25 protein-coding genes are annotated in these 26,673 nt (G+C 27.2%); 1 reads left to right on the top strand and 24 read right to left on the bottom strand.

What is annotated here, in order from left to right:
• Window positions 1-41: 41 nt before the first annotated feature.
• The 20 genes from BN1711_RS03660 to gpr form a co-directional block, all read right to left on the bottom strand.
• A complete protein-coding gene (locus tag BN1711_RS03660) occupies window positions 42-740 on the bottom strand; it encodes a diacylglycerol kinase (protein WP_050606832.1) in 699 nt (232 codons plus the stop codon).
• 33 nt (window positions 741-773) lie between these two features.
• A complete protein-coding gene (ybeY, locus tag BN1711_RS03655; protein WP_050606831.1) occupies window positions 774-1,274 on the bottom strand; it encodes an rRNA maturation RNase YbeY in 501 nt (166 codons plus the stop codon).
• Window positions 1,274-3,361 carry an HD family phosphohydrolase gene (locus tag BN1711_RS03650; RefSeq protein WP_050606830.1) on the bottom strand — a complete coding sequence of 696 codons (2,088 nt, stop codon included), beginning with the start codon at window positions 3,359-3,361 and terminating at the stop codon, window positions 1,274-1,276. The genes ybeY and BN1711_RS03650 overlap by 1 nt, the downstream gene beginning before the upstream one ends.
• 31 nt (window positions 3,362-3,392) lie before the next feature.
• Entirely contained in the window at window positions 3,393-4,559 is a 1,167-nt protein-coding gene (gene yqfD / locus BN1711_RS03645; RefSeq protein ID WP_082174126.1) for a sporulation protein YqfD, read from the bottom strand.
• Window positions 4,555-4,845 carry a sporulation protein YqfC gene (yqfC, locus tag BN1711_RS03640; RefSeq protein WP_050606828.1) on the bottom strand — a complete coding sequence of 97 codons (291 nt, stop codon included), beginning with the start codon at window positions 4,843-4,845 and terminating at the stop codon, window positions 4,555-4,557. The genes yqfD and yqfC overlap by 5 nt, the downstream gene beginning before the upstream one ends.
• A gap of 113 nt (window positions 4,846-4,958) precedes the next feature.
• The gene (locus BN1711_RS03635) at window positions 4,959-5,402 is read right to left on the bottom strand and encodes a GatB/YqeY domain-containing protein (RefSeq protein ID WP_050606827.1); all 444 of its coding nucleotides are present in this window, start codon (window positions 5,400-5,402) and stop codon (window positions 4,959-4,961) included.
• A gap of 32 nt (window positions 5,403-5,434) precedes the next feature.
• Complete coding sequence (gene rpsU / locus BN1711_RS03630) at window positions 5,435-5,611, bottom strand: 30S ribosomal protein S21 (protein WP_050606826.1); 177 nt, start codon at window positions 5,609-5,611, stop codon at window positions 5,435-5,437.
• A 132-nt stretch (window positions 5,612-5,743) separates the two neighbouring features.
• Window positions 5,744-6,088, bottom strand: a complete 345-nt coding sequence (locus BN1711_RS03625) for a histidine triad nucleotide-binding protein (protein WP_050606825.1) — start codon at window positions 6,086-6,088, stop codon at window positions 5,744-5,746.
• A 79-nt stretch (window positions 6,089-6,167) separates the two neighbouring features.
• The gene (gene mtaB, locus BN1711_RS03620) at window positions 6,168-7,463 is read right to left on the bottom strand and encodes a tRNA (N(6)-L-threonylcarbamoyladenosine(37)-C(2))-methylthiotransferase MtaB (protein WP_050606824.1); all 1,296 of its coding nucleotides are present in this window, start codon (window positions 7,461-7,463) and stop codon (window positions 6,168-6,170) included.
• Complete coding sequence (locus BN1711_RS03615) at window positions 7,463-8,221, bottom strand: 16S rRNA (uracil(1498)-N(3))-methyltransferase (RefSeq protein ID WP_050606823.1); 759 nt, start codon at window positions 8,219-8,221, stop codon at window positions 7,463-7,465. The genes mtaB and BN1711_RS03615 overlap by 1 nt, the downstream gene beginning before the upstream one ends.
• A 24-nt stretch (window positions 8,222-8,245) precedes the next feature.
• Window positions 8,246-9,187: a 50S ribosomal protein L11 methyltransferase gene (gene prmA / locus BN1711_RS03610; protein WP_050606822.1), complete on the bottom strand. Its 942-nt coding sequence runs from the start codon at window positions 9,185-9,187 to the stop codon at window positions 8,246-8,248.
• 222 nt (window positions 9,188-9,409) lie between these two features.
• Window positions 9,410-10,549, bottom strand: coding sequence for a molecular chaperone DnaJ (gene dnaJ / locus BN1711_RS03605; RefSeq protein ID WP_050606821.1), 1,140 nt, complete (start codon window positions 10,547-10,549; stop codon window positions 9,410-9,412).
• Between the two features lie 147 nt (window positions 10,550-10,696).
• Window positions 10,697-12,559, bottom strand: coding sequence for a molecular chaperone DnaK (gene dnaK / locus BN1711_RS03600; RefSeq protein WP_050606820.1), 1,863 nt, complete (start codon window positions 12,557-12,559; stop codon window positions 10,697-10,699).
• 56 nt (window positions 12,560-12,615) lie between these two features.
• Entirely contained in the window at window positions 12,616-13,260 is a 645-nt protein-coding gene (gene grpE / locus BN1711_RS03595) for a nucleotide exchange factor GrpE (protein ID WP_050606819.1), read from the bottom strand.
• Window positions 13,261-13,281: 21 nt separating this feature from the next.
• Window positions 13,282-14,313, bottom strand: coding sequence for a heat-inducible transcriptional repressor HrcA (gene hrcA / locus BN1711_RS03590; protein WP_050606818.1), 1,032 nt, complete (start codon window positions 14,311-14,313; stop codon window positions 13,282-13,284).
• Between the two features lie 196 nt (window positions 14,314-14,509).
• The gene (hemW, locus tag BN1711_RS03585; RefSeq protein ID WP_050606817.1) at window positions 14,510-15,655 is read right to left on the bottom strand and encodes a radical SAM family heme chaperone HemW; all 1,146 of its coding nucleotides are present in this window, start codon (window positions 15,653-15,655) and stop codon (window positions 14,510-14,512) included.
• A 30-nt stretch (window positions 15,656-15,685) separates the two neighbouring features.
• Window positions 15,686-17,494 (bottom strand): translation elongation factor 4, encoded by a 1,809-nt coding sequence (gene lepA, locus BN1711_RS03580; protein ID WP_050606816.1) that lies wholly within the window; start codon window positions 17,492-17,494, stop codon window positions 15,686-15,688.
• A 144-nt stretch (window positions 17,495-17,638) separates the two neighbouring features.
• Window positions 17,639-18,073: a hypothetical protein gene (locus tag BN1711_RS03575; RefSeq protein WP_050606815.1), complete on the bottom strand. Its 435-nt coding sequence runs from the start codon at window positions 18,071-18,073 to the stop codon at window positions 17,639-17,641.
• A 63-nt stretch (window positions 18,074-18,136) separates the two neighbouring features.
• On the bottom strand, window positions 18,137-19,222 hold the full coding sequence (locus BN1711_RS03570) for a stage II sporulation protein P (RefSeq protein ID WP_050606814.1): 1,086 nt from the start codon (window positions 19,220-19,222) through the stop codon (window positions 18,137-18,139).
• Between the two features lie 62 nt (window positions 19,223-19,284).
• Complete coding sequence (gene gpr / locus BN1711_RS03565; RefSeq protein WP_050606813.1) at window positions 19,285-20,259, bottom strand: GPR endopeptidase; 975 nt, start codon at window positions 20,257-20,259, stop codon at window positions 19,285-19,287.
• Between the two features lie 230 nt (window positions 20,260-20,489).
• Here gpr and rpsT point away from each other — a divergent pair, with 230 nt between their 5' ends.
• Window positions 20,490-20,756, top strand: coding sequence for a 30S ribosomal protein S20 (gene rpsT, locus BN1711_RS03560; protein WP_050606812.1), 267 nt, complete (start codon window positions 20,490-20,492; stop codon window positions 20,754-20,756).
• Between the two features lie 32 nt (window positions 20,757-20,788).
• Here rpsT and holA read toward each other — a convergent pair whose 3' ends face one another.
• The 4 genes from holA to BN1711_RS03540 all read right to left on the bottom strand — a co-directional run bounded on the left by holA (window position 20,789) and on the right by BN1711_RS03540 (window position 26,563).
• Complete coding sequence (holA, locus tag BN1711_RS03555; protein WP_050606811.1) at window positions 20,789-21,820, bottom strand: DNA polymerase III subunit delta; 1,032 nt, start codon at window positions 21,818-21,820, stop codon at window positions 20,789-20,791.
• A 17-nt stretch (window positions 21,821-21,837) separates the two neighbouring features.
• On the bottom strand, window positions 21,838-23,592 hold the full coding sequence (locus BN1711_RS03550) for a ComEC/Rec2 family competence protein (RefSeq protein ID WP_050606810.1): 1,755 nt from the start codon (window positions 23,590-23,592) through the stop codon (window positions 21,838-21,840).
• A gap of 9 nt (window positions 23,593-23,601) precedes the next feature.
• Entirely contained in the window at window positions 23,602-23,871 is a 270-nt protein-coding gene (locus tag BN1711_RS03545; RefSeq protein ID WP_050606809.1) for a hypothetical protein, read from the bottom strand.
• 82 nt (window positions 23,872-23,953) lie between these two features.
• Window positions 23,954-26,563, bottom strand: a complete 2,610-nt coding sequence (locus tag BN1711_RS03540; RefSeq protein ID WP_050606808.1) for a P-type ATPase actuator domain-containing protein — start codon at window positions 26,561-26,563, stop codon at window positions 23,954-23,956.
• Window positions 26,564-26,673 lie beyond the last annotated feature (110 nt).

Here is a 26,673-nt window from a genome sequence, read left to right as displayed (position 1 = left end):
ATTATGTACATAAATTATAGCATTTTGGGTTATTATTTCAACTATCCAAATATCCTATATAATAAAGTTGTAAGTAATGTTCCAAATAATCCTCCTACTATAACTTCAATCACCGAATGTACTTTTGAATCCACTCTACTCTGTGCTACTATAAGAGCTAAAAGATAACTTAAAACAACTATGGGAAATTCCTCCGTAATAAGAGCTATTATAGTAGCTATAGAAAAAGCCATGGTACTATGACCACTTGGCATACCACCTTTAAGTGGTGTTCCTTCTCCATATATAGCTTTCACTACAATAGTACATATACATACAATGGCAAGTACTATAAATATTGCGTAAGGATTAGAGTTTTTTATTTTTTTAATTAATACAAAATTCATATATTTTAATTTATCTCTAAATATTATATATCCTACTACCACTGCATTTACAGCTGTAATTAATACTGCTCCAGCTGCTATATTTTTTGACACTTTAGCTAAAGGATGATAGTAATTAGTAGTTGCATCTATAGCAAATTCTATTGCTGTATTTAAAAGTTCTGCAAATATAACTAAAGTTACAACTATACATATAGAAACCAATTCTAATTTACTCAAATCATAAAAAAAACAAGCAGTCAAAACCAAAAGAGCTGTTATCATATGTATTCTCATGTTTCTTTGGGTTCTAACTGCATGTATGATTCCATCTATGGCATAATTAAAACTATCTAGAAGTTTGTTTACTTTCAAATTAGAAACACCACCCTTTATAGCTTATATAATTTATCTTTCTAAATTAAACTTTTCTAATATATTTTCCTCTCTTTTCCTCATTATGCCCTTTTCTTCTTGTTCCATATGATCATATCCTAAAAGATGTAATACAGAATGTATAGTCAAATAGCAAGCTTCCCTTAAAAAGCTATGACCAAATTCTTCACTTTGTTCTTTAGCTCTTTCTAAAGAAAGAGCTATATCACCTAATACCAAATTACCTTCATCTAAATCACTTTCATCAAATTCATAATTTAAATATATATCTTTAAAAACTTTACCTTCTTCATAATCTAACATTGGAAAAGACAATACATCTGTAGCCTTATCTATATTCCTACATTCTTTATTTATTTCTTTTATATTTTCATTATCTATAAAAATAACACTTACTTCATAATCTATGTCTACCTTTTCTTCTCTTAGTGCATAATCTATTATTTTTTTTATTTTATTTGTAAATTCTTCTGTTACTTCTATTTTATCTTGTCTATTATCTATAAAAATCATTAGTTGTTCCTCCTATTTTTCATCCATCTATCCTCAGGATACTCTATCCTTTGATGATATATTCCTGTAAGAACCTTTAAAAAAGCTTCTTTTATTTTTCCTATATCCTTTAATGTAAGGTCACAATCATCTAACTGACCATCATCTAATCTAGCTTTAATTATATTATTTACCATTTCCCTTATTTTCAAACTATTAGGATCACTTATAGATCTTACAGCCGCCTCTACTCCATCTGCAAGCATTATAATAGCAGCTTCTTTAGTTTCAGGTATCGGACCTGGATATTTAAAATCTTCTTCATTTACTTCATCTGGTCTTTCACTATTATTTTTCATAGTTATATAAAAATACTTTACTAAAGAAGTACCATGATGTTGCTGTATTATATCTTTTATAACTTTTGGAATCTTATGTTCATTTGCCATCTCCAACCCATCTTTTACATGAGATATAATTATTAAGGTACTTAAATTAGGAGATATTTTATCATGAGGATTTTCTTTTCCTATTTGGTTTTCTTTAAAGAAATAAGGCCTTTTTAATTTTCCTATATCATGATAATAAGCAGATACTCTGGCTAGAACTGAATTTCCACCCACAGCCTCTGATGCAACTTCCGCTAAGTTTCCTACTAATATACTATGGTGATAAGTTCCTGGAGCTTCTAAAAGTAATCTTTTAAGCAATGGATGGTTAGGATTAGATAGCTCTAACAATTTTATAGTAGTTACAATATCAAAAGCACTCTCAAGTACTGGTAAAAAACCTATTGTTAATACTGCTGATATTATGCCCCCTATAAATGAAAATAAAGCTTTTTGCGATACATCTACGGCACTGTTACTTAATAGAAATCCTGCTGAAAAAGTCAGCACTACATTTACTATTGTAATATATAAAGAAGCATATAATATATCATTTCTTTGTTGCATTTTTCTTAGTATAGTAGCCCCTAAAGCTGTACTCATTATAGATAAAAGTATTATTTCTACGTTAAAGTTTACTGCTATAGCAACCAATATACAATTAAGAAGACTTGTGACCAAAGATATTTTATAATTTAAAAGTAGTGTTAAAATCATAGGTGCACAAGCTAATGGTATTAAAAAAGGGGATACTGTAGCTAATGTTCTTGCCAAAAGAACAGATACACAATTAACTAAACTTATTAATATTAAGTCATTTAACTTATCAAAATGTTCCTTATAAAATTTATAAATATAAGCATATTCTATAAAAAGTACTAAGGCTATTACTATAGCTAAACTTATAAAAATATACCATTCAAAATTAGCATTATTGTTTAAGAGTCCTACATCCTTTAGTAAATCTAACTGATATTTTGTTACAGGCTCTCCCTCTTTTATTATTGTTTGATCCTTTTTTATCATAACTGGTGATGTATTTTTAACTGTTTCTTTTTTTAGCTCATCAGTTTTTTCTTTATCATAAAAAAAGTTAGGTTTTATTTGAGTATAAGATATAGTTATGCACAGTGTTTTTAAATTTTTAGATAACTTAAATGTACTTACTTTTCTAAATATATATTCTTGTGCCTTTTTAATATCTTGCTGATTATCCTTTTGAGAATTATCACTAATAGTTAAATTTTCATAAAGATCCGACATAAGTTTAATCAAAGACTCTTGTAAAGATTGAAACTTATCCTTATCTAGTGTTATTAGCTCCATATAATCATCACTAGATAAATCTATTTTTGCCTCTTTTGAAAGTTGTTGTAATTTCTCTTTGTCACTTATTGATTTAGATTTTACAGATTGTACTTGAGAAAGAAAGCTATTTATTTCATTTAATACTTCAGTTTTAATCTCTGGTCTTTTGCTATATTGTACTGGAACAGATTCTAGTGCTTGCTGCATTCTTGCCTTTGTAGACACTTCATCTTTAATCTCCCTAGGCGCTTTTATATCTACTTTTGCTATATCTCCTTCTTTTAAATCATACTTTTTTGTCACTAATGTTGTTATTAACGTAACATACATAAAAATAAATGTAATTAAAAAAACTAAATTTCTCTTTAGTTTATAATTTTTAAACATTTTTCCCATAGTAACTTTTTTCATTATCATATACCACCTTTATAACATACACCGTTTATTTTGTACTTTCAGGTGTCTCATCTTCAATGATCTTCTGAGGTACAGCTATATCTTCTTCTGCTATAACTAACACTCTTACTGTACAGTTGTCACCTTCTGGCATATAGTTTACAACTTTATCTACTATCTTTACAGACTTATCTAAGTTTTTGCTTATATCTTTGTACATTTCATTAGAAGTTTTATCTACTATCTTTTTTAAATTTTCATTATCTTTATATTCCTTAACCTCATAATAGATATCTTTATTTATAAAAAACTTATTATTCTCTATTTTATCATATTTATCAAATTTATTTATATTATTTTTTAAATATATTTTTTTTCCTTTAATATTTATATATATTTTTTCTATACTCTTACCTGTTCTCTTTCTTTTTATATTATAATCTTTTATGTTTTTAATATTTTCGTAAAAAGTTCTTCCAATTACTTTTCCCTCTGCATGAACTTTATAGGTTTGTTCTTCTTCTCTGCCTTGTTCTCCTTTTACTAATAGGTCTCCTTTTTTTACAATGTCATCTTTTTTTACAACAGCTGTCCCCCCTGTTGTATAAACTCTCTGTATTTGGGCATCTTTCTTAGCTACTAAATCACATGGTTCTTCATCTTTTACTATTTGTGGTGGCGATTGCCTCTCTTCTATTTTAACAACTAATTTAGACCCCTCAAGTCTTGCCCTTACCCACATAATATTATCCACATCTTTTGTAAGCTTTTCCTCTATTTCATATACATTTACAGTATTTTTATTTATACCTGGCTTTATACCATAACTTTTAAGTTGCTGCCTTATTTCATAAGGCGCAACCTTATGATCAGAAACTATATCTATACCCCATATAAAATTAGACATAAAATATAAAATAAATATAAATATACCTGCTCCAATTAAAAGAGCAAATCTTCTTTTTAAAAATAATAGTAAAAAAGAAACTCCTCTTCTTTTTATTATTTTTATCTTGGTTCCTGTTCTTCTAGCTATGCTATCTATCATATCGTAATCTTTTAAATTTACTTCCATATAAAAAGTGGTTATACTTTTTTTAACAACATTCTTTATAGGAACCCCATTTTTCCATAATAAATTTATAAATCTTTCAGGAATCATCGACTGAATTTCTATAGTAATATAGGCATTTTTATATTTTTTAAAATTAATTTTCACCATTTCCTTCATAAATTACTGATTTAAATATTCCACCTAATGTAATTGTACTTCCCCCCATGAATAAAATTTCAAAATTATTACCATATATAGATATTAGTCCTATTCCTGAATTTACTTTAACTTGTTCATCTTCAAAAACTACAACTCCCCTATGGTTTTCTATAGTTATCTCTTTATCTCCAGTTATTATTATTCTAGGCATATCTAAAATAACATCTTTAGGTAAATCAAATGTTTCTGCCATGGTTTGTCTTGTTTTATAAAATTTCTTTTTCATATTTCTCCCTAAAAAAATACTTTCATATTAATTTATGAAAGTATCTTTTAATAAATGACTAAGTAAAATAAGCATAAATAAAAAGCTGAGATTTAACTCTCAGCTTTTTCTTATTAGTTTAACATACTTTTTACAATATCACTTACAAGTTTTCCATCAGCTCTGCCTTTAGTTTTAGGGATAACAACACTCATAACTTTTTTCATATCTTTTATAGTATTTGCCTTTTCCGCTTGAACTGCTTCTTTAACAATTTCAGTAATTTCCTCTTCTGTCAATTGCTGAGGAAGGTAATTTAATAAAACTTCTATTTCAAAATTATTCTGATGTACTAAGTCTTGTCTATTTCCCTTTTTGAAATCTTCTAAAGCTTCTTTTCTTTGCTTTATTTCCTTAGATAAAATACTTATTATTTCTGAATCGTCAAGAGCTTCTCCCTTATCTTTTTCTGCCAAAAGTATAGCAGACTTAGCCATAGTTATAACACTTACTTTGTCTTTCTCTTTGGCTTTTAAGGCTCGCTTCCAATCTTCTTGTAAGGTTTCTTTAAGAGACATTATTTTCCAATACCCTCTTTCAAAAGAATGGATTATTTAAACTTTCTCTTTCTTGCAGCTTCTGATTTCTTTTTTCTTTTTACGCTTGGCTTTTCATAGTGTTCTCTTTTTCTAACTTCTGATAAAACACCAGCTCTTGCGCATTGTTTCTTAAATCTTCTTAATGCATTTTCTAGTGATTCGTTTTCTCTAACTTTTATTTCTGACATGTTTTCTCCCTCCCTCCGCTAGTTCAATTTAATAAAACAAAGCAGTTATTGCGGTGAAAATAACACACTAGCTATTATACAACATATTTTGGGAAACTGTCAACAACTTAATACTCGTTAGAAATTTTATTTTTAGCCTGGTGGCCATTGCATATTTCTACCACCTATTAAATGAAAATGTATATGAGGTACTGTTTGACCTCCAGCTTCATTACAGTTTGAAACTACTCTAAAACCTTCTTCATCTATTTTTAATTCTTTTGCTAATTTCCCTATTACTACATATATATGAGAAATCACCTTACTGTTCTCCTCATTTACCTCATTTAAATTTGAAATATGTTTTTTAGGAATTATAAGCACATGACAAGGTGCTACAGGATCTATATCTTTAAAAGCATATACTAACTCATCTTCATAGACTTTATTACTTGGTATGTCTCCCTTTATTATCTTGCAAAATATACAATCTTCCATTTTCTCACCTCCTCCATAAAATATTCAATAAAATATTTTAAATTCCTTCTGTATATTATGTTTAAAAGCTTATATATCACTAAATTTCGCCATATAGTGATTCATTTTTTAAGCGTTTTATATTAGTATTTATAATTTTCCCAGAAATATCCACATTACTTTTAGAATTGACCTTTATATAATTAGGAGTATATCCTTCATAGTAACCTTGTTCCCTGCTTTCTTGTTCATATAAAACAGGCATTTCCCTACCTATGAAATTTTCCATAAATTCTTTTTCTAATTGCTTATCTAATTCTATTAATTTACTGCTTCTATATTCTTTAATATTTCCATCTATCTGATTTGGCATTGTCTCTGCCTTTGTTCCTTCCCTTGGACTAAATTTAAATACGTGCATTTTTGATAGCTTTATATCCCTTAAAAATTCATAGGTCTTATTAAATTCTTCTTCTGTTTCACCTGGAAATCCTACTATAATATCTGTGGTTATAGATACATCTTTTATATTTTTTCTAAGGCCTTTTACTATGTGTTTATACTGCTCTATTTTATATTTTCTATTCATTCTCTTTAATGTGTCATCACATCCACTTTGTAAAGATAAATGAAAATGCGGACATAACTTATTTAATTTACTTATATTATTTATTACATCATCTGTAAAAAATGTAGGATCAATGGAACCTATTCTTATTCTATGTATTCCTTCTATAGAATCTAATTCTTGCAATAATAATGTCAAATCCCATTTTCCTTCTAAATCCACCCCGTAGGAAGCTATATCTATTCCTGATAATATTATTTCCTTAAAATTGTGACTTGCAAGTCTTTTAACCTCTTCAATTACCTTTTTAGGATCCTTACTACATACGGCTCCCCTAGCAAAAGGTATTAAACAATAAGAACAAAATCTGTTGCAACCATCTTGTATTTTTAAAAATGCCCTAGTTCTGTCTTGGTATTCTTCTATATTAAGCTCTTCAAATTTTCTATTTTTAAGAACATCATTAACTTCTATAATTTGTTCTTTTTCTGCTCTTGCCTTATTAACAAAGTATACAATATCGCCTTTATTTCGTGTTCCTAATACTACATCTACACCTTGTATTTTTGATACTTCTTCAGAAGCTATCTGTGAATAACATCCTACTACAGCAATAATAGCATCAGCATTTTTTCTTCTTGCTCTATGTATCATTTGTCTTGATTTTTTATCTCCCATATTAGTTACAGTACAAGTATTTATAACATATACATCTGCAAACTCATCAAAAGATGCTAATTCATAACCTTGTTTTAAAAATTTTTCAGCCATAGCCTCTGTTTCATACTGATTTACCCTACAGCCTAATGTATTAAAAGCAACCTTCATTATAAACTTCCTCCTAAGTCTCCAAGTTCGTAACTTATTATTGTAGAACATATTATACCTGCAGTTTCCGTTCTAAATATTCTAGGCCCTAAAGTAATTATATGTGCCTTTAAACTTTCCAATATGTTAATTTCTTCTTCTTCAAAGCCACCTTCTGGACCTATAATAATTGCTATATTTTTTATTTTATCCTTTTGTCCTGCAACATACTCCATAACTTTTTTAATACCATAATTCTCTTTATTTTCATAAGGAACTAAAATTAAATCCATAAGTTTTATATTTTCTATAAGTTCTTCAAATGTTATTGGAGTTCTTACTTTAGGTATAAAGGATCTTTTACACTGCTTACAGGATTCTAATGCTATTCTGTTCCACCTATCTAACTTTTTAAACTCTTTTAAATCCCCTTTTACTACTACTCGTTTTGTTATTATAGGAATTACCTCTTTAATTCCTAATTCAGTACCTTTTTGGACTATAAAATCCATTTTTGTAGACTTAGGTAAGCCTTGATATAAATAAATATTTAGTGGACTTTCATTATTGATATCTATCTTTTTTATTATTTCACCTGAAACCACTTTTTTGTTTATATCATTTATCTTAACTTCATATTCTGTGCCTTTACAATTATTTACATTTATTGTATCCCCAACATTTAGTCTTAAAACTTTGTATATATGTTTTACATCTTCTCCTTCAATATATACCGTGTTTTCTTGTATATTATCAGAAGGTACAAAAAACTTATGCAAAAAATCACCTACTTTATAAAATTACTAATTTACATTTCTTGAAATTATACAAACCCATTCGCCTTGCTCTTTAACTTCTACAATTTCAAAACCAGAGTTTTCTAATTTATCTATTACATCTTGCTTTCTAGAATTTAATATTCCTGAAGATATGAAATAACCCTTATCCTTTATGAAATCTTTAACTCCATCTGTTAAAAATATTATAATATCTGCTATAATATTTGCTACTACTATATCAGCCTTTCCATCAACTACTTCCATAAGATTACCTTCTAATATTTCTATGTTATTTAAATTATTATAGCTTATGTTTTCTTTTGAAGATTTCACTGCAGCAGGATCCAAATCTACTCCTATAACCTTATTTGCCCCTAACTTTGATGCTACTATTGACAATATTCCTGAACCACAGCCAATATCAAATACTATAGAATTTTCTTTAACATATTCCTCTAAAGATTCCATACACATTCTTGTGGTTTCATGTGTTCCTGTACCAAAGGCCATACCTGGATCTAATTCTACCACTATTTCATCTTGACTTTTATCATAACTTTCCCATATAGGTTTTATAACTATCTTATCTGAAACTTTAGTTGGTTTATAATATTTTTTCCAGTTATTTTCCCAATCTTCCTCATTAACTTTATGTACTTCAACTAATCCTTGACCCTTATCTATCCCAAAATCCTTTAAATTTTCTATAGCTTTCTTTATGTATTTTACATATTCATTAAAGTTTTCATCTTCTTTATAATATCCTTTAACTATAGCTGTATCAGTAACCTTAAGTAAAGTTTCATCAAAATAATCCCAATCTCCTGGATGTTTTTTCTTAAATTCTATATCTTTAGGATCCTCTATAGAAACCCCTTCCACTCCAGTATTATACATTATTCCAGATACTGCTTCTATGGCTTCACTACTTGTATATATAATAACTTCTAACCATTCCTTGTTCATTATAAAAATTCCTCCTAAAAATTATTGCTATTAAAACTGTCCTTTATATATTATACAACAAAAGCTAAAAATATTGTGAATTAAAGTATCTCCAAAAACATATTAAAAAAGAAAAAATTAGTAATCAGAGGTTATACAAAAAACTTTATATAACTCTGATACTAATTTTCACTTTTCACGTTTACCATATTCTAATTATTCTTATTGTAATCTTAAATATTTTTAAAATCCTTTTTTAAACTTATGGAATATAGAATCTTTTCCTTTTCCTGATACATTTTCTCCGCTAGCTTCCATATACATTAATAATGCATCTCTTTGTTTATTATTTAATTTTTTAGGTATATCTACAACTACGGTAACATATTGGTCTCCTCTAGAGTTACTATTAACTCTAGGTACTCCCTTACTTCTTAATCTAAATATAGTTCCAGGTTGTGTTCCTGATGGTATATCATATTTTACACTTCCATCTACCGTTGGAACTTTTATTTCTGTTCCTAAAGCAGCTTGAGCAAAACTTATATGAGTTTCTATATAAATATCAAAGCCTTTTCTCTTAAATGTATTATGATGAGCTACCTGTATATTTAAATATAAATCTCCTGCAGGACCACCTTTTACTCCTGGTTCTCCTTGACCCCTTAATGGGATTACATTACCTGTATCTACTCCTGCTGGTATCTTAACTTTTATTTTTTTGTTTTTCTTAACTCTGCCTGTACCATTACACTTATGACAAGGATTTTCAATAACTTTTCCAGTACCATTACACTTATCACAAGTAGTTACTGTTACCATACTTCCAAGTATGGTATTTTTTTGAACCTTAATTTTACCTGTTCCACCACATTTATCACAAGTCTTCGCACTAGTTCCTGGTTTTGCACCAGTACCATTACATGTATCACAATTATCATGTTTATTTATAGATATTTCTTTTTCAGCTCCAAATACTGCTTCTTCAAAAGTTAAATTAATTGTATATTCTATATCTGCTCCCCTTTGAGGTCCATCTGGTCTTCTTCTACCGGATGAAAATCCACCTCCAAAGAAAGAATCAAATATGTCTCCAAATCCACCTAGATCTGAAAAATCAAATCCACCAAATCCTGATGAATCAAATCCTCCAGCTCCATTAAAATCTGCAGTACCAAATTGATCATATTTAGATCTCTTATCTGGGTCGGATAACACTTGATAAGCTTCATTTATTTCCTTAAATTTTTCTTCTGCTTCTTTATTTCCTTTGTTTTTATCAGGATGATACTTTATGGCTAGTTTTCTAAAAGCTCTTTTTATTTCTTCTTGACTAGCTCCCTTTTCTACTCCTAATACTTCATAAAAATCTTTGCTTGCCATGCTTTTTCTCACCACCTAATTATAAATTTCTAGGCTAGCATAAACTATAGTAAATTTTATTTTTACTCAAATTAAGGGGGGAGTAGAAACTCCCTCCCTTATAGTTACACTATATATTATACATACTTTTTATAATATGTCATTATTTTATTTATCATCTTCTACTTTAAAATCAGCATCTACTACATTATCATCATCTTTTTTTTCTTCATTATTTCCTGTTGCTCCACCCATGTTGTTAGGATCAAATCCTGCACCTTGTGCTCCTTGTGGGTTTGCTTGTTGATACATTTTTGATGATATTTGATAGAATTCTTGAGTTAATTCTTCTGTAGCTTTCTTTATAGCTTCTAAATCTTCTCCATCTTTTATATCTTTAACTGCTTTTACTTTTTCTTCTATCTTTGCTTTATCTTCTTTAGACACCTTATCTCCTAAGTCAGTTAAAGCTTTTTCTGTTTGGTATACTACTTGTTCTGCATTATTTTTAATTTCTATAGATTCTTTCTTCTTCTTATCTTCTTGTTCAAATTTTTTAGCTTCATTAACAGCCTTATCAATTTCATCATCTGATAAATTTGTTGATGCTGTAATAGTAATATTAGCTTCTTTTCCTGTTCCTTTATCTTTAGCTGATACATTAACTATTCCATTAGCATCTATATCAAATGTAACTTCTATTTGAGGAATTCCTCTTGGTGCTGGTGCTATACCAGATAGTGTAAATCTTCCAAGTGTCTTATTATCTGCAGCCATTTGTCTTTCACCTTGAACTACATGTATTTCAACTGATGTTTGACCATCTGCTGCTGTAGAGAACACTTGACTCTTCTTTGTTGGTATTGTTGTATTTCTTTCTATTAATGGAGTTGCAACTCCTCCTAATGTTTCTATTCCTAATGTTAATGGAGTAACATCTAGAAGTAATACGTCCTTAACTTCTCCTGTTAAAACTCCCGCTTGTATAGCTGCACCCATAGCAACTACTTCATCAGGGTTAACACCTTTTGTTAATTCTTTTCCCATAAATTGTTTAACTGCTTCTTGAACAGCAGGTATTCTTGTAGAACCACCAACCATTATAACCTTATCTACATCAGAAACTGTGTATCCTGCATCGCTTAATGATTTCTTGATTGGTTCTAATGTTGCTTGAACTAAATCATGTGTTAATTCATTAAATTTAGCTCTAGTTAAATTCATATCTATGTGTTTTGGTCCTGTTGCATCTGCTGTTATGAATGGTAAGTTAATATTAGTTTGTGTAGCTGAAGATAATTCTATCTTAGCTTTTTCAGCAGCTTCTTTTAATCTTTGTACTGCCATTTTATCATTTCTTAAATCTATTCCATTTTCTGCTTTAAAGTTTTCTGCTATATAATCTATTAGTTTTTGGTCAAAGTCGTCTCCACCTAATTTTGTATTACCATTAGTTGCTTTAACCTCAAATACTCCATCTCCAAGTTCTAATATAGATACGTCAAAAGTACCGCCACCTAAATCGTAAACTAATATCTTTTGATTTGTATCCATTTTATCTAATCCATAAGCAAGTGCTGCTGCTGTTGGTTCATTTATTATTCTTAAAACTTCAAGTCCTGCTATTTTACCTGCATCCTTTGTAGCCTGTCTTTGGCTATCATTAAAGTAAGCTGGTACTGTAATAACTGCTTGATTTACCTTTTCTCCTAAATAACTTTCAGCATCTGACTTTAATTTTTGAAGTACCATAGCTGATATTTCCTGTGGAGTATATTCTTTATCATCTATCTTAACTTTATGATCTGTTCCCATATATCTTTTTATAGAAATTATTGTCTTTTCTGGATTTGTTATAGCTTGTCTTTTTGCTACTTGACCTATTAATCTATCTCCATTTGCTTGGAAAGATACTACTGATGGAGTTGTTCTAGCTCCTTCAGAGTTAGCTATAACTACTGGTTCCCCACCTTCCATAACAGACACACAAGAATTTGTTGTTCCTAAATCAATACCAATTATTTTTGCCATTTATATTACCTCCTATTATGAAACTTTTTTGTTAGATTTCTATTTTAAAAGTTAAGCTAATTTGCAACTTTTACCATACTATATCTTATAACTTTGTCACCTTTTTTATATCCCTTTTGGAATACTTCCACTATTTCTTTTTCTCCATATTCACTATCTTCCATATGCATTACTGCATTGTGGATATTGGGATCAAATTGACATTTTGTAGGAATTTCTTCTACTCCTAGTTTTTCTAAAGAAGTTTGGAATTGCTTTATTGTCATTTCTATACCCTTTTTTATATCTTCTAAATTCCCATCAACCTCTGCAGCTCTTTCTAGATTATCTAAAACTGGTAACATTTCTTTTAAAACATCTTCGCAAGCTCCTACATATAGAGCTTCTTTTTCCTTAGTTGTTCTTTTTCTATAGTTATCATATTCTGCTACAGTTCTAGTAAGTCTATCCTTCAATTCATCTAGTTCATTTTGGAATTTAGCATTTTCACTTTTTAAGTTTTTTATAGTACTTATCATTTCATCTTTTTCCTTTTCTTTATTATCCTCATTTGAATTTTCCTCAATACCTTCAAACTCTTTATCTTCTTTTTCTGCTTCATCCACTTCTTTATTTAACTTCTCTTCTTTACAATTACATTGATCTTTAAAATTTTGTTTTTTAATATCTTCATTTTGTGTGCAATCACATTTTTCCTCCAAGTATATACCTCCATTCTTAAATTAAATATCTATATTTTTATCCTTAGTTAAGTTTAAATTTATTTCTTTTACTATAGTGGCTACCGTTGATATTACCTTACCATAAGGTATTCTAGTAGGTCCAATAACACCAATAGTTCCTATTGGTTTTCTTCCTATACTATAAACTGCAGAAATTACACTACAGTTTCTTGCATCTTCTATAAAATTCTCTGCACCTATTTTAACAGACATTCCTGAATCTACATTTAACAACATATCTAACTTGCTTTTATCATCTAACATAGATAAAAATTCTTTAGCTCTAGAAACATCATTATATTCTACATAATTAAATATATTAGTAGCACCTTCCATATATATTTTTTCGCCTTCTATTTCTGTAAGCATATCATAAACTGAAAGTATAATTGAATTAAATATAACATCATAACCTAATAAAGTATTTTTTAATTCATATATTAATTCTGTATTTATTTGACGTAAATTAAGCCCTCTTAGTCTAGAATTTAATATATTATTTAATTTTAAAATACCATCATTATCTAAGTTATTTTTTATCCTCAATATATTATTTCTTATAACTCCACTATCAGTTATAATTACTAAAAGCAAGTGATTCTCATCTACTTTTACTATTTGTAATGATTTTAAATTGCTTCTTTCCATAGAAGGAGTTCTCACTAAGCAAGTTAAATTAGTAAGTTCTGATAACAAACTTATAGATTGCCTTATTAACTTATCTACTTCATATAATTCAGAATTTATAAGACTATCTTTAATTAACTTCTCATCATATTCTGATAATCTACATAATGTCATAAGTTTATCTACATACAATCTATACCCTCTGTCAGATGGCCTTCTTCCTGATGAACTATGAATCTGCTCAAGATACCCCATATCTTCAAGATCTGCCATTTCATTTCTTATGGTAGCAGAACTTACTCCCAAGTCATATTTTTTGGCAATAGTTCTTGATCCTATTGGCTCTCCAGTATTTATATAATCGTTTATTATTGCATGAAGTATCTTTATTTTTCTTTCATCCATTTTCTATTGCCACCTCTTTTATTAGCACTCATTATCGCCGAGTGCTAATTACTATGATTAAAATCTAACATTGTATAAATAATTTGTCAACCTAACTATTTCACATTATTCTTTTTTTAAAACAGATAGATTCTAAAATTTTAAATTAACTATTTAAAATCTCATTTTTTCTCTAGATATCTGTATCTTTCTAAAATTAGTCTAACACAAAATCACATAATATAGTATTAGACACACTTATAGCATCCTTTGATAAATATAAATTATCTCCTTTTATAACTAATAAATTTGATTTTAAATATTTCTGTATTGGATTTTTATAAATTGAAAATATATCTTGCTTAAATCTTTTTCTAAATTTAGTTATGGAAATCCCCTCCGATTTTCTAAGTCCCATAAATATAAATTCTTCTATTTCTTCTTTTTGTGTATTTATATGTACTTCTGCTTGTGGCAATATATTTTCTTTTATACTTTTTATATATTCTTCTATATTATTTGTATTTCTTATTCTTTTCCCTTTTATATATGAATGGGCAGATACTCCACAAGCCAAATATTCTTCTAAATTCCAATAAACTAAATTATGTTTACACTCATTATTAGGTTTAGCAAAATTTGAAATTTCATACTGAAAAAAACCATTTTCTCTTAAAAAACTTATACAGTAATCATACATTTCTCTTTCTTCATCTTCTCCCGGCATACTAAGGATATCTTTTTTATACATTTCATAGAAAGGAGTACCCTCTTCTATAATAAGACTATAACAAGATAAATGTTCTGGAGATAACTTTACAACACTTTCCAAGGTTTCCTTCCACTGATCTAATTTTTGGTTTGGAAGTCCAAACATTAAATCTATATTTATATTATTAAAACCTAATTTTCTTGCCATTTTAAAACTTTCTTTAAATTCTTCTACAGTGTGAATTCTTCCTAACATTTTAAGCATTGAATTTTGAAAACATTGAAGTCCTATACTTAATCGATTAACTCCCATAGACCTTAAAGTTTTTAACTTTTCCTCTGTGAATGTTCCTGGATTTCCCTCCACCGTAAATTCTACATCTTTAGTTTTTTGTACCTTATCCAAACTTTCTTTTAATAAATTTAAAGCCTCTAATGACAAATAGGTGGGAGTTCCCCCACCTATAAATATAGTCTTTATAATTTTTTTATCAGTTACTATAGAAATTTCTTTAGATAGAGATTTAATATAATCTATCATTAATTGTTCCTTACAAGTATAAGATGTAAAATCACAATACAAACATTTTTGTTTACAAAACGGTATATGAATGTACAAGGAAATCTTTTTATTTTCATCCCTTATATTCAAATATATCACTCCTATATTTTAAAATATAGATTATTCATCTGTTTTAAGCACTGCCATAAATGCTTCTTGTGGTACTTCAACAGAACCTACTTGCCTCATTCTCTTCTTACCTTCTTTTTGCTTTTCAAGGAGCTTTCTTTTTCTTGATATATCTCCCCCATAACATTTGGCAAGTACGTCTTTCCTCATAGCTTTTACTGTTTCTCTTGCTATTATTTTAGCCCCAACTGCAGCTTGTATTGGAATCTCAAATAATTGTCTTGGTATAATTTCTTTTAACTTTTGAGCTATACCTCTTCCCTTTGCATAAGATCTCTCCCTAGGGACTATCATAGATAAAGCATCCACTATATCTCCGTTTAATAAAATATCTAACTTAACAAGGTCTGCTTCTTTATATCCATAAAGTTCATAATCAAAGGAAGCATATCCCCTTGTTCTAGATTTTAATGCATCAAAGAAATCATATATTATTTCATTTAAAGGTATTTCATAGTTTAAAGATACTCTAGTAGTATCTAGATATTGCATATCCCTAAAAATTCCTCTTCTATTTTGAGCAAGTTCCATAACTGCTCCTACATAATCTGATGGAGTAATTATAGATGCTTTAACTATAGGTTCTTCCATAGTTTTTATTTCAGATGGACTTGGCATATTTGTAGGATTTGTAAGTTCTATCAACGTTCCATCTGTTTTAGTTATTTTATATATAACTGATGGTGCTGTAGTTATAATATCTAAGTTGAATTCTCTTTCTAATCTTTCTTGTATTACATCCATATGAAGTAATCCTAAGAAACCACATCTAAATCCAAATCCTAATGCTATAGATGTTTCTGGTTCAAAAGATAGAGCTGCATCATTTACTTGTAATTTTTCTAAAGCCTCTTTTAATTCTCCATATTTAGCTCCATCTACTGGATATATTCCACTAAACACCATTGGAACAGCAGGTCTGTATCCTGGTAATGGCTCCTTAGCTGATATTTCCGCTCCAGTTATGGTATCACCTACTCTTGCATCTCTAACATTTTTTATAGAAGCTGTTATATAACCAACTTCTCCTGCTTTAAGTTCTTTTACAGGCATGTAATTTGGAACAAAGACACCTGCTTCTACTACTTCATAAATCTTACCTGTATTCATAAGTTTTACTTCCATGCCTTTTTTTATAGTACCCTCTTTAACTCTTACATGGCATACTACACCTTTATAACTATCATAATAAGAATCAAATATTAAAGCTTTAAGAGGTCCATCTTCGTCACCTTCTGGTGCTGGCACTTTTTCTACTATAGCTTCTAATACATCTTCTATGTTTAATCCTGTTTTTGCAGATACCAATGGGGCATCTTCTGCATCTATACCTATTATATCTTCTATCTCTTGTTTTATTTCATCTGGCCTAGCGCTTGGTAAATCTATCTTATTTATAACAGGAACTATTTCTAAATCATTATCTAAAGCTAAATAACAGTTTGCAAGTGTTTGAGCTTGTATACCCTGAGTTGCATCCACTACTAATATAGCACTTTCACAAGCTGCTAAACTTCTTGAAACCTCATAGTTAAAATCTACATGCCCAGGAGTATCAATTAAATTTAATATATACTCTTTTCCATCTTCTCTTTTATATATTAATCTTACTGCCTGAGACTTTATAGTTATTCCTCTTTCTCTTTCTAAGTCCATATTATCTAGTACTTGAGTATCCATTTCTCTTTTTGTTAATGTACCAGTTTTTTCTATTAATCTATCTGCTAAAGTAGACTTTCCATGATCTATATGTGCGACTATTGAAAAGTTTCTTATATGTTTTTGTCTTTCACTTTGCATTATATATTTACCCCCAAAATAAGAATGTATACTTGCATATGTTTTAATAAAATGCTAATTAATCACTGTAAATTATATCATAAACATCCTGTACTATGTCAACTTAATACGCTTTTACATTTTATAAGTTCTATAATATAAATATTATTTTACTCTACCACTAAAAAAAGCATCTTCTATTTTGTACTTAATTTGTAAAAATACATTCTCTACACCTTTTAGTTTATCATTTAAATTTAATTTGTTGCCTATATTAAATCCCGTATTTATTTTTATTTTATTTGGATTAATATTTTTTGAAAAATCTTTTGCGTTGTTAAATACTTTATAACTTCTATTTTGTAAATTATTTAATACCTTATCATTAAAATATAATGTGTAATTTTCCGTTTTAAATCTTAAATCGAATGGAGATATAGAAAAATATATAGAAAACTTAGATCTATTCTTTATAAATTGGGGCATCCTATTTTCAATACATAAAAAACCTACTAAAGACAATAAAAAACATAATAAAATAATTGTTTTGTATTTATTCCACTTTATCTTAAATCTTCTTTTCCTTTTTAATATCTCCATAAAAAAGTACACCCTTTCTAATCTCTTATTATAAGGATGTACTTTTTTGTTAATTTTATTCAATTAATTTTTATTTAAACATTCTGCTATGATCCTTGCCAAGTATTTAGCTGAACCTTTAGCTTCTAAAGTAGTATTACAATCTGCACCAACTTCTATAAGTAATGCATTATTACTTTTATTTTGATTAAAATATCTAGTGCCATAGTTGTAATAAAATACGCCTTTACAAAATCCAGGGAATAACCTATCTGAATTTTTCATAATATTATTAGCCATTTGCATATTTTTATTAAAATGAGGATTCTTTCTAGCCATTACCATCATAAATTTAGCTACATTTTCTCCATTCATTTTAATAGTAACAGCTTTTTTATTATCTACAGAATCCCTGTGTAAATCTATAACTAATTTAAAGTCCCCATATTGCTTCAAATATTTGTCTAAAGTCACAGATGATCTAGCATAACTTTGAGTATAAGCCTGAGCATCATGTACTGTTTTATCGTGCAATGTATTTATACCATAATTATTTGAAAGTTCTTTTGCAAGTTCATCTCCTACTGCACAAACATTTTTATCTGTATCAAAGTTAGTAGGTTCCCCTGGTCTATAACTTTCTGTAGTATGAGTATGATATATAAAAACTTCTGGTTTTTTAGGATCTAATTTCTTTTTTAATTTAGGTTCTTGAACATTAACTACTTTATTAGGCATATTTAAATTATCTTTAACTTCTTTATCATATTTTGAAATTTCTTTATCCTCTAGTTTAAAAGAATCACACGGAGCCTCTTGTTTATTATAAGCCAAATCTTTAGATGAACTTTGAGAAAATACTGGTATTTCCTTTTCTAATAAAGACATAGGATTATTTATATTTACCCCTAGCATTTGAAGTAACATATTTTTACAACTAAAATTATTCTCTGCCATATCTTCTTCATTAAATGAAGTGACTTTAACCGTAGGCATAGCATAATTTAATACTTGAACATAAAACATGTTTCTTCTGTTTAAATTTATTTTTTCCTTAGCTTTTACTACGCACGGTAATGCTACCATAAAAAATATAATTATCATAAATAAGAAAAGCAATATAGAATTAAATTTCTTATTTACTTTAGGTTTTATCTTTTTGTAATCCATTCTTAAATCCCCCTCTTGTAATTATATAAAATTATATGCAGGGGGGTTTTTATTTATTACCTTTAATTTAAATATCTATTTATATCCTCTAATGTTAAAGCTGGTTGAAGAGCTATATTTATGCCATTAGCTATTATTTTTGACATAGAATCTATCACTGCATCTTCTTCTTTAGGGGTAACTACTAAATTTCCTAATCTAGGATCTAAAACTTCTTGTATCATTCTCAACTTTTCTTCCTCTTGTAAAGACTTTAATAGTTTATAAAATTCGCCTCCCTCTTTCGACTGGTTTATCATATCAGAAACCACCATATCTATAGTATCATTAGCAAGAGTAGCTGCATCTACTACTGTAGGCACTCCTATTGCTATAACAGGTATACCTAATGTTTTTTCACTAAGTTCCATTCTTTTATTACCAATTCCTGATCCTGGCGATATTCCACTAGTTCCTATTTGTATAGTATTATTTACTCTCTCAGTTTTTCTTGAAGCCAATGCATCTATGCATATTACTAAATTAGGTCTTATTTTTTCTACTAAACTCTTTATTATTTCCCCGGTTTCTATTCCAGTTATCCCCAATACCCCTGGTGATATTCCACATACTGGTCTTACATTTTCATCAATTTGATCTGGGATTAATTCTTTTAAGTGTCTTGTTATCATAATTTTAGATACTGCTTTGGGCCCTAGTGCATCTGCTGTTATATTCCAGTTTCCAAGTCCTACTACTAAAGCTGTCATATCTTTATTTATATTTATAATACTGCTTAAAGTTTTTGCTAAAGCCTCACTAACTTCATCCATAGTATCACTATCATAATGCGTAAAATCAGGAATATCTAAGGTTGTATATGTACCTTTAGGTTTCCCCATAGATCTTTCTCCCTGTTCATTTAATATTTTTACTTCTGTTATCTTTATATCATTACATTCTGTATTTTTAACCTCTACTCCAGATATTGAACTTTTATTCTTTTTCTCATAAAGTTCCTTTGATTCTATAGCTAAATCTGTTCTTACATTAAACATTTTTTTCATCCCTTCTTTATATTAATTTATTTTTTACTATAATATATAATAAAGGCAAATTTGATATTATTTTTCCCTTAATAATTTTCATTATTCCATTTATAAAGTTATTTAAAATCCCCTTGAAGTATACCTGATTTAATGTTATAATATCATGTGTTGAAATTTAATTTACATACGCAAATTTTCCCCAAAAGCTGCGGAACCCAAAAATACAAGGGGGTGAAAAAATGGCAAACATAAAATCAGCTAAGAAAAGAATAAAAGTTATAGAAACTAAAACTCTTAGAAACAAAATGTTAAAATCATCTTTAAAAACTATAATAAAGAACTTTTTAACATCTGTTGAAGGAAAAAATTATGATGAAGCAAAAGTTGCTTATGAAAAAGCTGCTAGAGCTTTAGATATGTCAGTTACAAAAGGAATTTTACACAAAAACAAAGCTGCTAGAACAAAATCTAGATTAGCTGCAAAATTAAATGCATTAAACGCTTAAATAAATAAACCCGTTAACACGGGTTATTTATTTTAATAAGATATAGAGTTAATAATTAAAAGTTCTACTTCTGTATTTGGATTTACAGAAGTAGTTTTTATTTTTTTGTCCACTTCTAAACTCATCCCTATGGCTTTTTCTATTTGTTTTAACGTAAATTTTTTGCTTTGACTTATTAGTATACTACATCCATAAGGATGAATTTTTAATTCTCTTGATAATTCATCCTTTGTCTTATTATTATCTATACCTGCTTTAACTAAATACAAATTTCTAAATTGTTTTTCTATCATAGCTAGTATATGATTGACTTTATGTCCTTTAAACAATAATTCATTGAATACTTCTATAGCTTCCCTAGTCTTTCTTTGAGAAATAAAGTTCATTAAATCAAATATATCTTCATCACTAATATTTTGATACATTTCATTTATATCTTTTTTTTCTATATCTTTTCCTAAAGTATAATCACAAATTTTCTGTACTTCATTTTCTATTATACTTAAATTTTCTTCCTTCATATTCTGTGCAAAAACCTTTAAACATACTTTGTCTATTTTTTTGCCCTTATTTATAAAAAGCTTTTCTATTATTTTCTCTAAATTATTTCCTTTTAGTTTATCTACCTGTACTACACAAGATTTTTTATCTAATTTTTTTATTCTACTACTTATTTTATCTCTTTTGTTATTTAATACGGAGTACATAATTAAGGTACAATAATCTGGCATTTTTTCTATATACTTTTCCATTTTATTATATAAATTTTTAGATTTATAATCATTTTTATCATCTTCTAAAAAGGACGCTCTATATATAACTATTACCTTTTTTTCGCTCATAAAAGGTACTGTTTCACAAGCATTAAAAATATCATCAAATTCTTCTAAAGAATTACCATCAAAAGTAATATAATTTAATTCTTTAAAATTTTCATTTACAATATTATTTGTTATTTTTTTTATACTATCTTTTATAATTTGTTCATCATATCCCGTAAATATGTAACAATTTTCATTTGGATTCTCATTTATATAGGTTTTTAATTCTAATAAATCTATCAAGCCTCTCACCCTCTATACTAATAATTAAAACTATATACCTTTCCTAAAAATATCATAAAAGAAGCATTTTTTTCTTTACTTAATCCATTCTTGTTATTTAAATTTATCATAGTGTACTTATTTTTAATATTCGGTAAACTATGCTTATCCTGAGAAAAAACATATATCTTTCTTTTATAGCTTAAAATTAAATTATATTTTCTGCATTCTTCTTTTAAATAAGGATTTATATAAAATTGAAAATTATTATCTAAATTTAGTTTTTTACTTATGGAAGGATTAGTTATTATTTTTTTAGGTTTTACTTCTTCTTTTATTTTTAATATATCTTTAGCTGAATTTATATTATAACTACAAATCATAGTAGTTTCAAATTTGTATTTTATAATCGATACTTCATATCCATTTCCTCTTATATAATAAAGTTTAGGATAAATATTATAATTTAAAAACATTAAAAAAAAGAAAAAATATATAGGTAAATATTTTATTTTTTTATAGCCATGATTATATAGTAAATAACTAATATATATTATACTAAAAAGTATACCATGTATATAGGATACACCCATAATTGAAGGAGTTAAATTATCTAATATTAATTGACCTCCTCTTATAATTGTTAAAATAGTATATATTATTTTATTTATAATTGGAAATATAACAGGAACTTTAATTAAAAATAAGGCTAGATTTCCTAATAAAACTACTGGTGCATATAAAGGTACTAATATTAAATTTCCTATTATAAAACCTAGTCCAAAATTTTTCAAGGTAAAACATATATATGGGAAAGAATATATCTGAGCACTTAATGTTAAACTTAAAGATTCATTTAATTTCCTAGGTAATTTATATAAATATCTAGACATTTTTTTGTTGTTTAATATAATTCCTAAAGTACATAAAAATGATAACATAAATCCTATATCTAATATGTAATAAGGTTTTTTTAGTAAAATTATAATACAAGCTAAGCTAAGGGCTGATAAACTATCATATTTTCTAAAAAACTTTTTAGAAGATTTTAATATTAATATCATAATAAACGCTCTTATAGATGATGCTTTCATTCCAGTAAATACTACATATAAAAGGGCAACTGGTATAGAAAATGGAAACTTTATTATCTTCTCTATAACATTATAAATTAAAGCCATATGAAAACCAGACACACTTATTACATGTACTACCCCTAGCTTTTTTAATGTATCTTTTTCACTATTAGACATATATTTAGTTTCTCCAAAACATAAGGACATTACAGTAGCAGCTTTTTCTTCTCCTAAATATTGTTTAAATTTAATATAAGCTATTTTTTTTAAATTATATATTTTGTATATAAAATCTCTTTTTTCTCTGCAATGTTTCTTAACTTTAAAGCTTCCTATAGAACCTAATCTATATATATCTTTCTTTTTAAAATCACCTTTAATTCTTACTTTGTCTCCCTCTTCCACTTTATTTAAATTTCCTAAAACTGATAAATTTCTTCCCTTATAATCAGCTATACAATAAAACTTATCTTTTCTTAAAATCCTAACAGTAATTTCTTTATTTATATCCACATTAAAATAATTTATAAAACTAAAACAACCTAAGATAAAAAATAGTAATACTACAATAAACTCTTTATAGTTTAGAGTAAAAAAAATTAATATTAAAAAAGATGCAGCTAATACTGCACCTAAAAATGCTTTATTTAAAAATATCAAGGTGGAAATGCAAGATATAAAAATTGAAACAGCAAAATAAACTAATGGTCTTTCCATGTTATTCCCCTAATTGAATGAATTATAGTGTTTTTTATTATCACTTATATTTTTTTGCTTAACCTCTGTGGCTATCTTTATCTTATTAATTTCATCATCACATTCAATATCTAAAATTTTTGCACTACAATTTTTTCCCTTATTTTTAAAATAATTTTCTATTATATATTCAGCTGATTTCCCATCCAATTTATGGTAATTTGCAAAATATTCCTCATAAGGTACATTTAAAAATACTATATTACTTCCTTTAACCACTGTTTCAAAAATATTATCCATAGTTTTAGCCCACCTCCATAACATTATTCTAACCAGTATATATACACTTTAATCAGTTATAAAAATGGTTTAATTTTATTATTTATAACAATGCTCCGTTCTTTTCTTTTTTATAGAATAAAAGTATTAAAATCCAAATGACAGCAGTAATTCCTAAAAACTTTAAGTACATAAGATTAAATATCTTTATAGTTAAATCATAATATAATATTATGTTTAAAATTACTGGTAATATCATATTTATTATCATTAAAATATTAGATGCTTTGTTTTTAAATATATTTCCACTTGCAAACCCTAAAATTAATGTATCTATTAAAAAATTAAGTATTAAAAAGGAAAATACTATGGCAGTGTTAATATTTATAGAATAACTTGAAACAATCTTAAAATTTAAAAATGAAAAAGCACTTATTAAAATACTTGTAATCATTATTTGTGTCTTATTCTCCATAAATATATTTTTATTTATATAATAATCTGTCATATCATACTCTTCATCTTTATACTGAATTATCATAGCTAAAGAAGAAATAAGTATAGTAATAGAATTTATCCACAATATTTCATGCCTAAAATTATAAATATTACTATATGAACACATAATAGTTGAAAATAAAAATGTAGATAACATGGCTATCATAACATATAAAATTATGTTTTTAAATACTTCCATTATTCTCCTGCAATCTGAAAGACATAATAATAACTGTTTTAAGCTTTTATTTTTTAATACTATATCTGAAAATTTCTTTAATAAATTATTATCATCATCTGTAACGCCTACATCTGCTACCTTTAAAACCGAAATATCTGTAGAATTTGAAGCTTCCATTACTGTAACATATCCCTTTTCCTTATATTCTTCAGCTATTTTAGTTTTATTTTTATAATTTATTCTAGAAAAAACTTTTATTTTTTCTACCATATCAGAAAACTCTTCTTCTTTCATATTATCAATTTCTACACCAGATGTAACTTGATTTATATCTCTTATAAATCCCATCTTTTTACCTATATGATAAGCAGTAAATTTATTATCCTCTGTTATCATTATAGGTGACACACAAAGATACCTAGATAACATAAATGTCTGCTCTAAATCTTCTCTTAATGGATTTTGAAAACCTATTATTCCTACGAATACTACGTTACTTTCTATATTTTCTTTTGGACTTGGCTCGTAATTAAAACTTCTATATCCAAACGCTATAGAAAATAAACTATTTTTAGACATATCCATATCTGCCATTTTTATTTGTTGTATATCTTCTTCTGTTATTTCCACTTCTATACCATTTTTCATTATACGAGTACATTTATTTAATAAACTATCTAAATCACCCTTTATGTTAGCTCTATAATTATTCTCTACTTTATTAATACACGTCATTATTCTTTTGTCTCTATCATAAGGTATTTTTAATATTCTATTATACTCATCTTCTAAAGTATTTTTATTTATATTATTTTTTATAGCTAACTGTATTAGACCAATCTCTATTAAATCATTCTTAGGATTTGTAATTCCTTCACCTATTCTAAAGTCCGTATCATTACATAAAGTACCTATTTCTAAAATTCTTTCTACATTTAAATCTTCTCTGAACTCGTCCTCTATTTTTAAAGTTTCTTCATTCAAAGGAACAAAATTACCATTTGTGTATATTTTATTTACCATCATAGAGTTTTCTGATACAGATCCTAATTTATTAAAAAAGATTATATTAGTTTTAGAAAACTTTTCCATAGACGATACATTTCTAAATATTTGACCTTCTTGTCTTAGCTTTTTTAGCACAATATTCTTAGACAATAATATTATTATAATGTTTGTTAAGGGTATATAGGAAATCATTAATACAGCTATTATAGATAGAATATCATTTATACTTTTATTTTCAAGATAATTAACAATAAAAATTATTGATAATATACAAAACATTGCTAACGAAAATACATTAGCTATTCTCTCTATTCTCATTTTCAAAGAAACTTTTTCTTCTTCTTCTTCTGAAAATTTACTTATTATATTAGAAATTTCAGTATTATCTCCTGTAGCTATAACTATTCCTATACCTTCACCAGATACTACCTTTGAAGATTTAAAAAGTATATTCTTCATTTCTGATGTAGTTATTTCTTTATCCTCTATTTTAGTAGCATACTTATCTACTATATAGTCTTCTCCAGTAACTACTCCTTCATTAACTCTAATTCTTTCACTTTCTATTATTCTTATATCTGCTGGTACAATATCTCCAGGCCTTATTCTTACAATATCCCCTACTACTAGCTCTGTTGAATTTATATTTTTACTTAAACTTCCCCTTAAAACCCTTGATGAGGTTATATTCAAATTTTCTAAAGTTTTTATATTTTTTTGTTCCTTATTTTGTAGGTATACCATTATTACTATATCTATAATTAAAATAAATACACCAATGGATAAATAAACAAAATCTTTTAAAATAAAAAATAAAATTGAGCTTAATATAATAGATAAAACCCAAAACTGTTTTAATTCATTAAATATAAAATATAAAATACTTCTTCTCTTTGGTATATTTATATTGTTATCTCCATATTTTTTTCTGTGCATTAAAACTTGATCTTCTGTTAAACCACAATAAGCATTACTATGTAGGGATTTAACTACATCTATCCATGTACGATTATAGTAATTATTCAAAATATTCTACCCCCAAAATAAAAAATGAAAATCTCTTTTTATATTTTTGTATATACTTCATTATATTCGTATACATATATAAAGTCTTTAATTTATAACAAACATATTAA

The organism is Clostridium niameyense (genome assembly GCF_001243045.1).
GTDB lineage: Bacteria > Bacillota > Clostridia > Clostridiales > Clostridiaceae > Clostridium_F > Clostridium_F niameyense.
The sequence above is the reverse complement of the archived record's forward strand: the minus strand, read 5'-3'. Positions and strand labels throughout refer to the sequence as shown.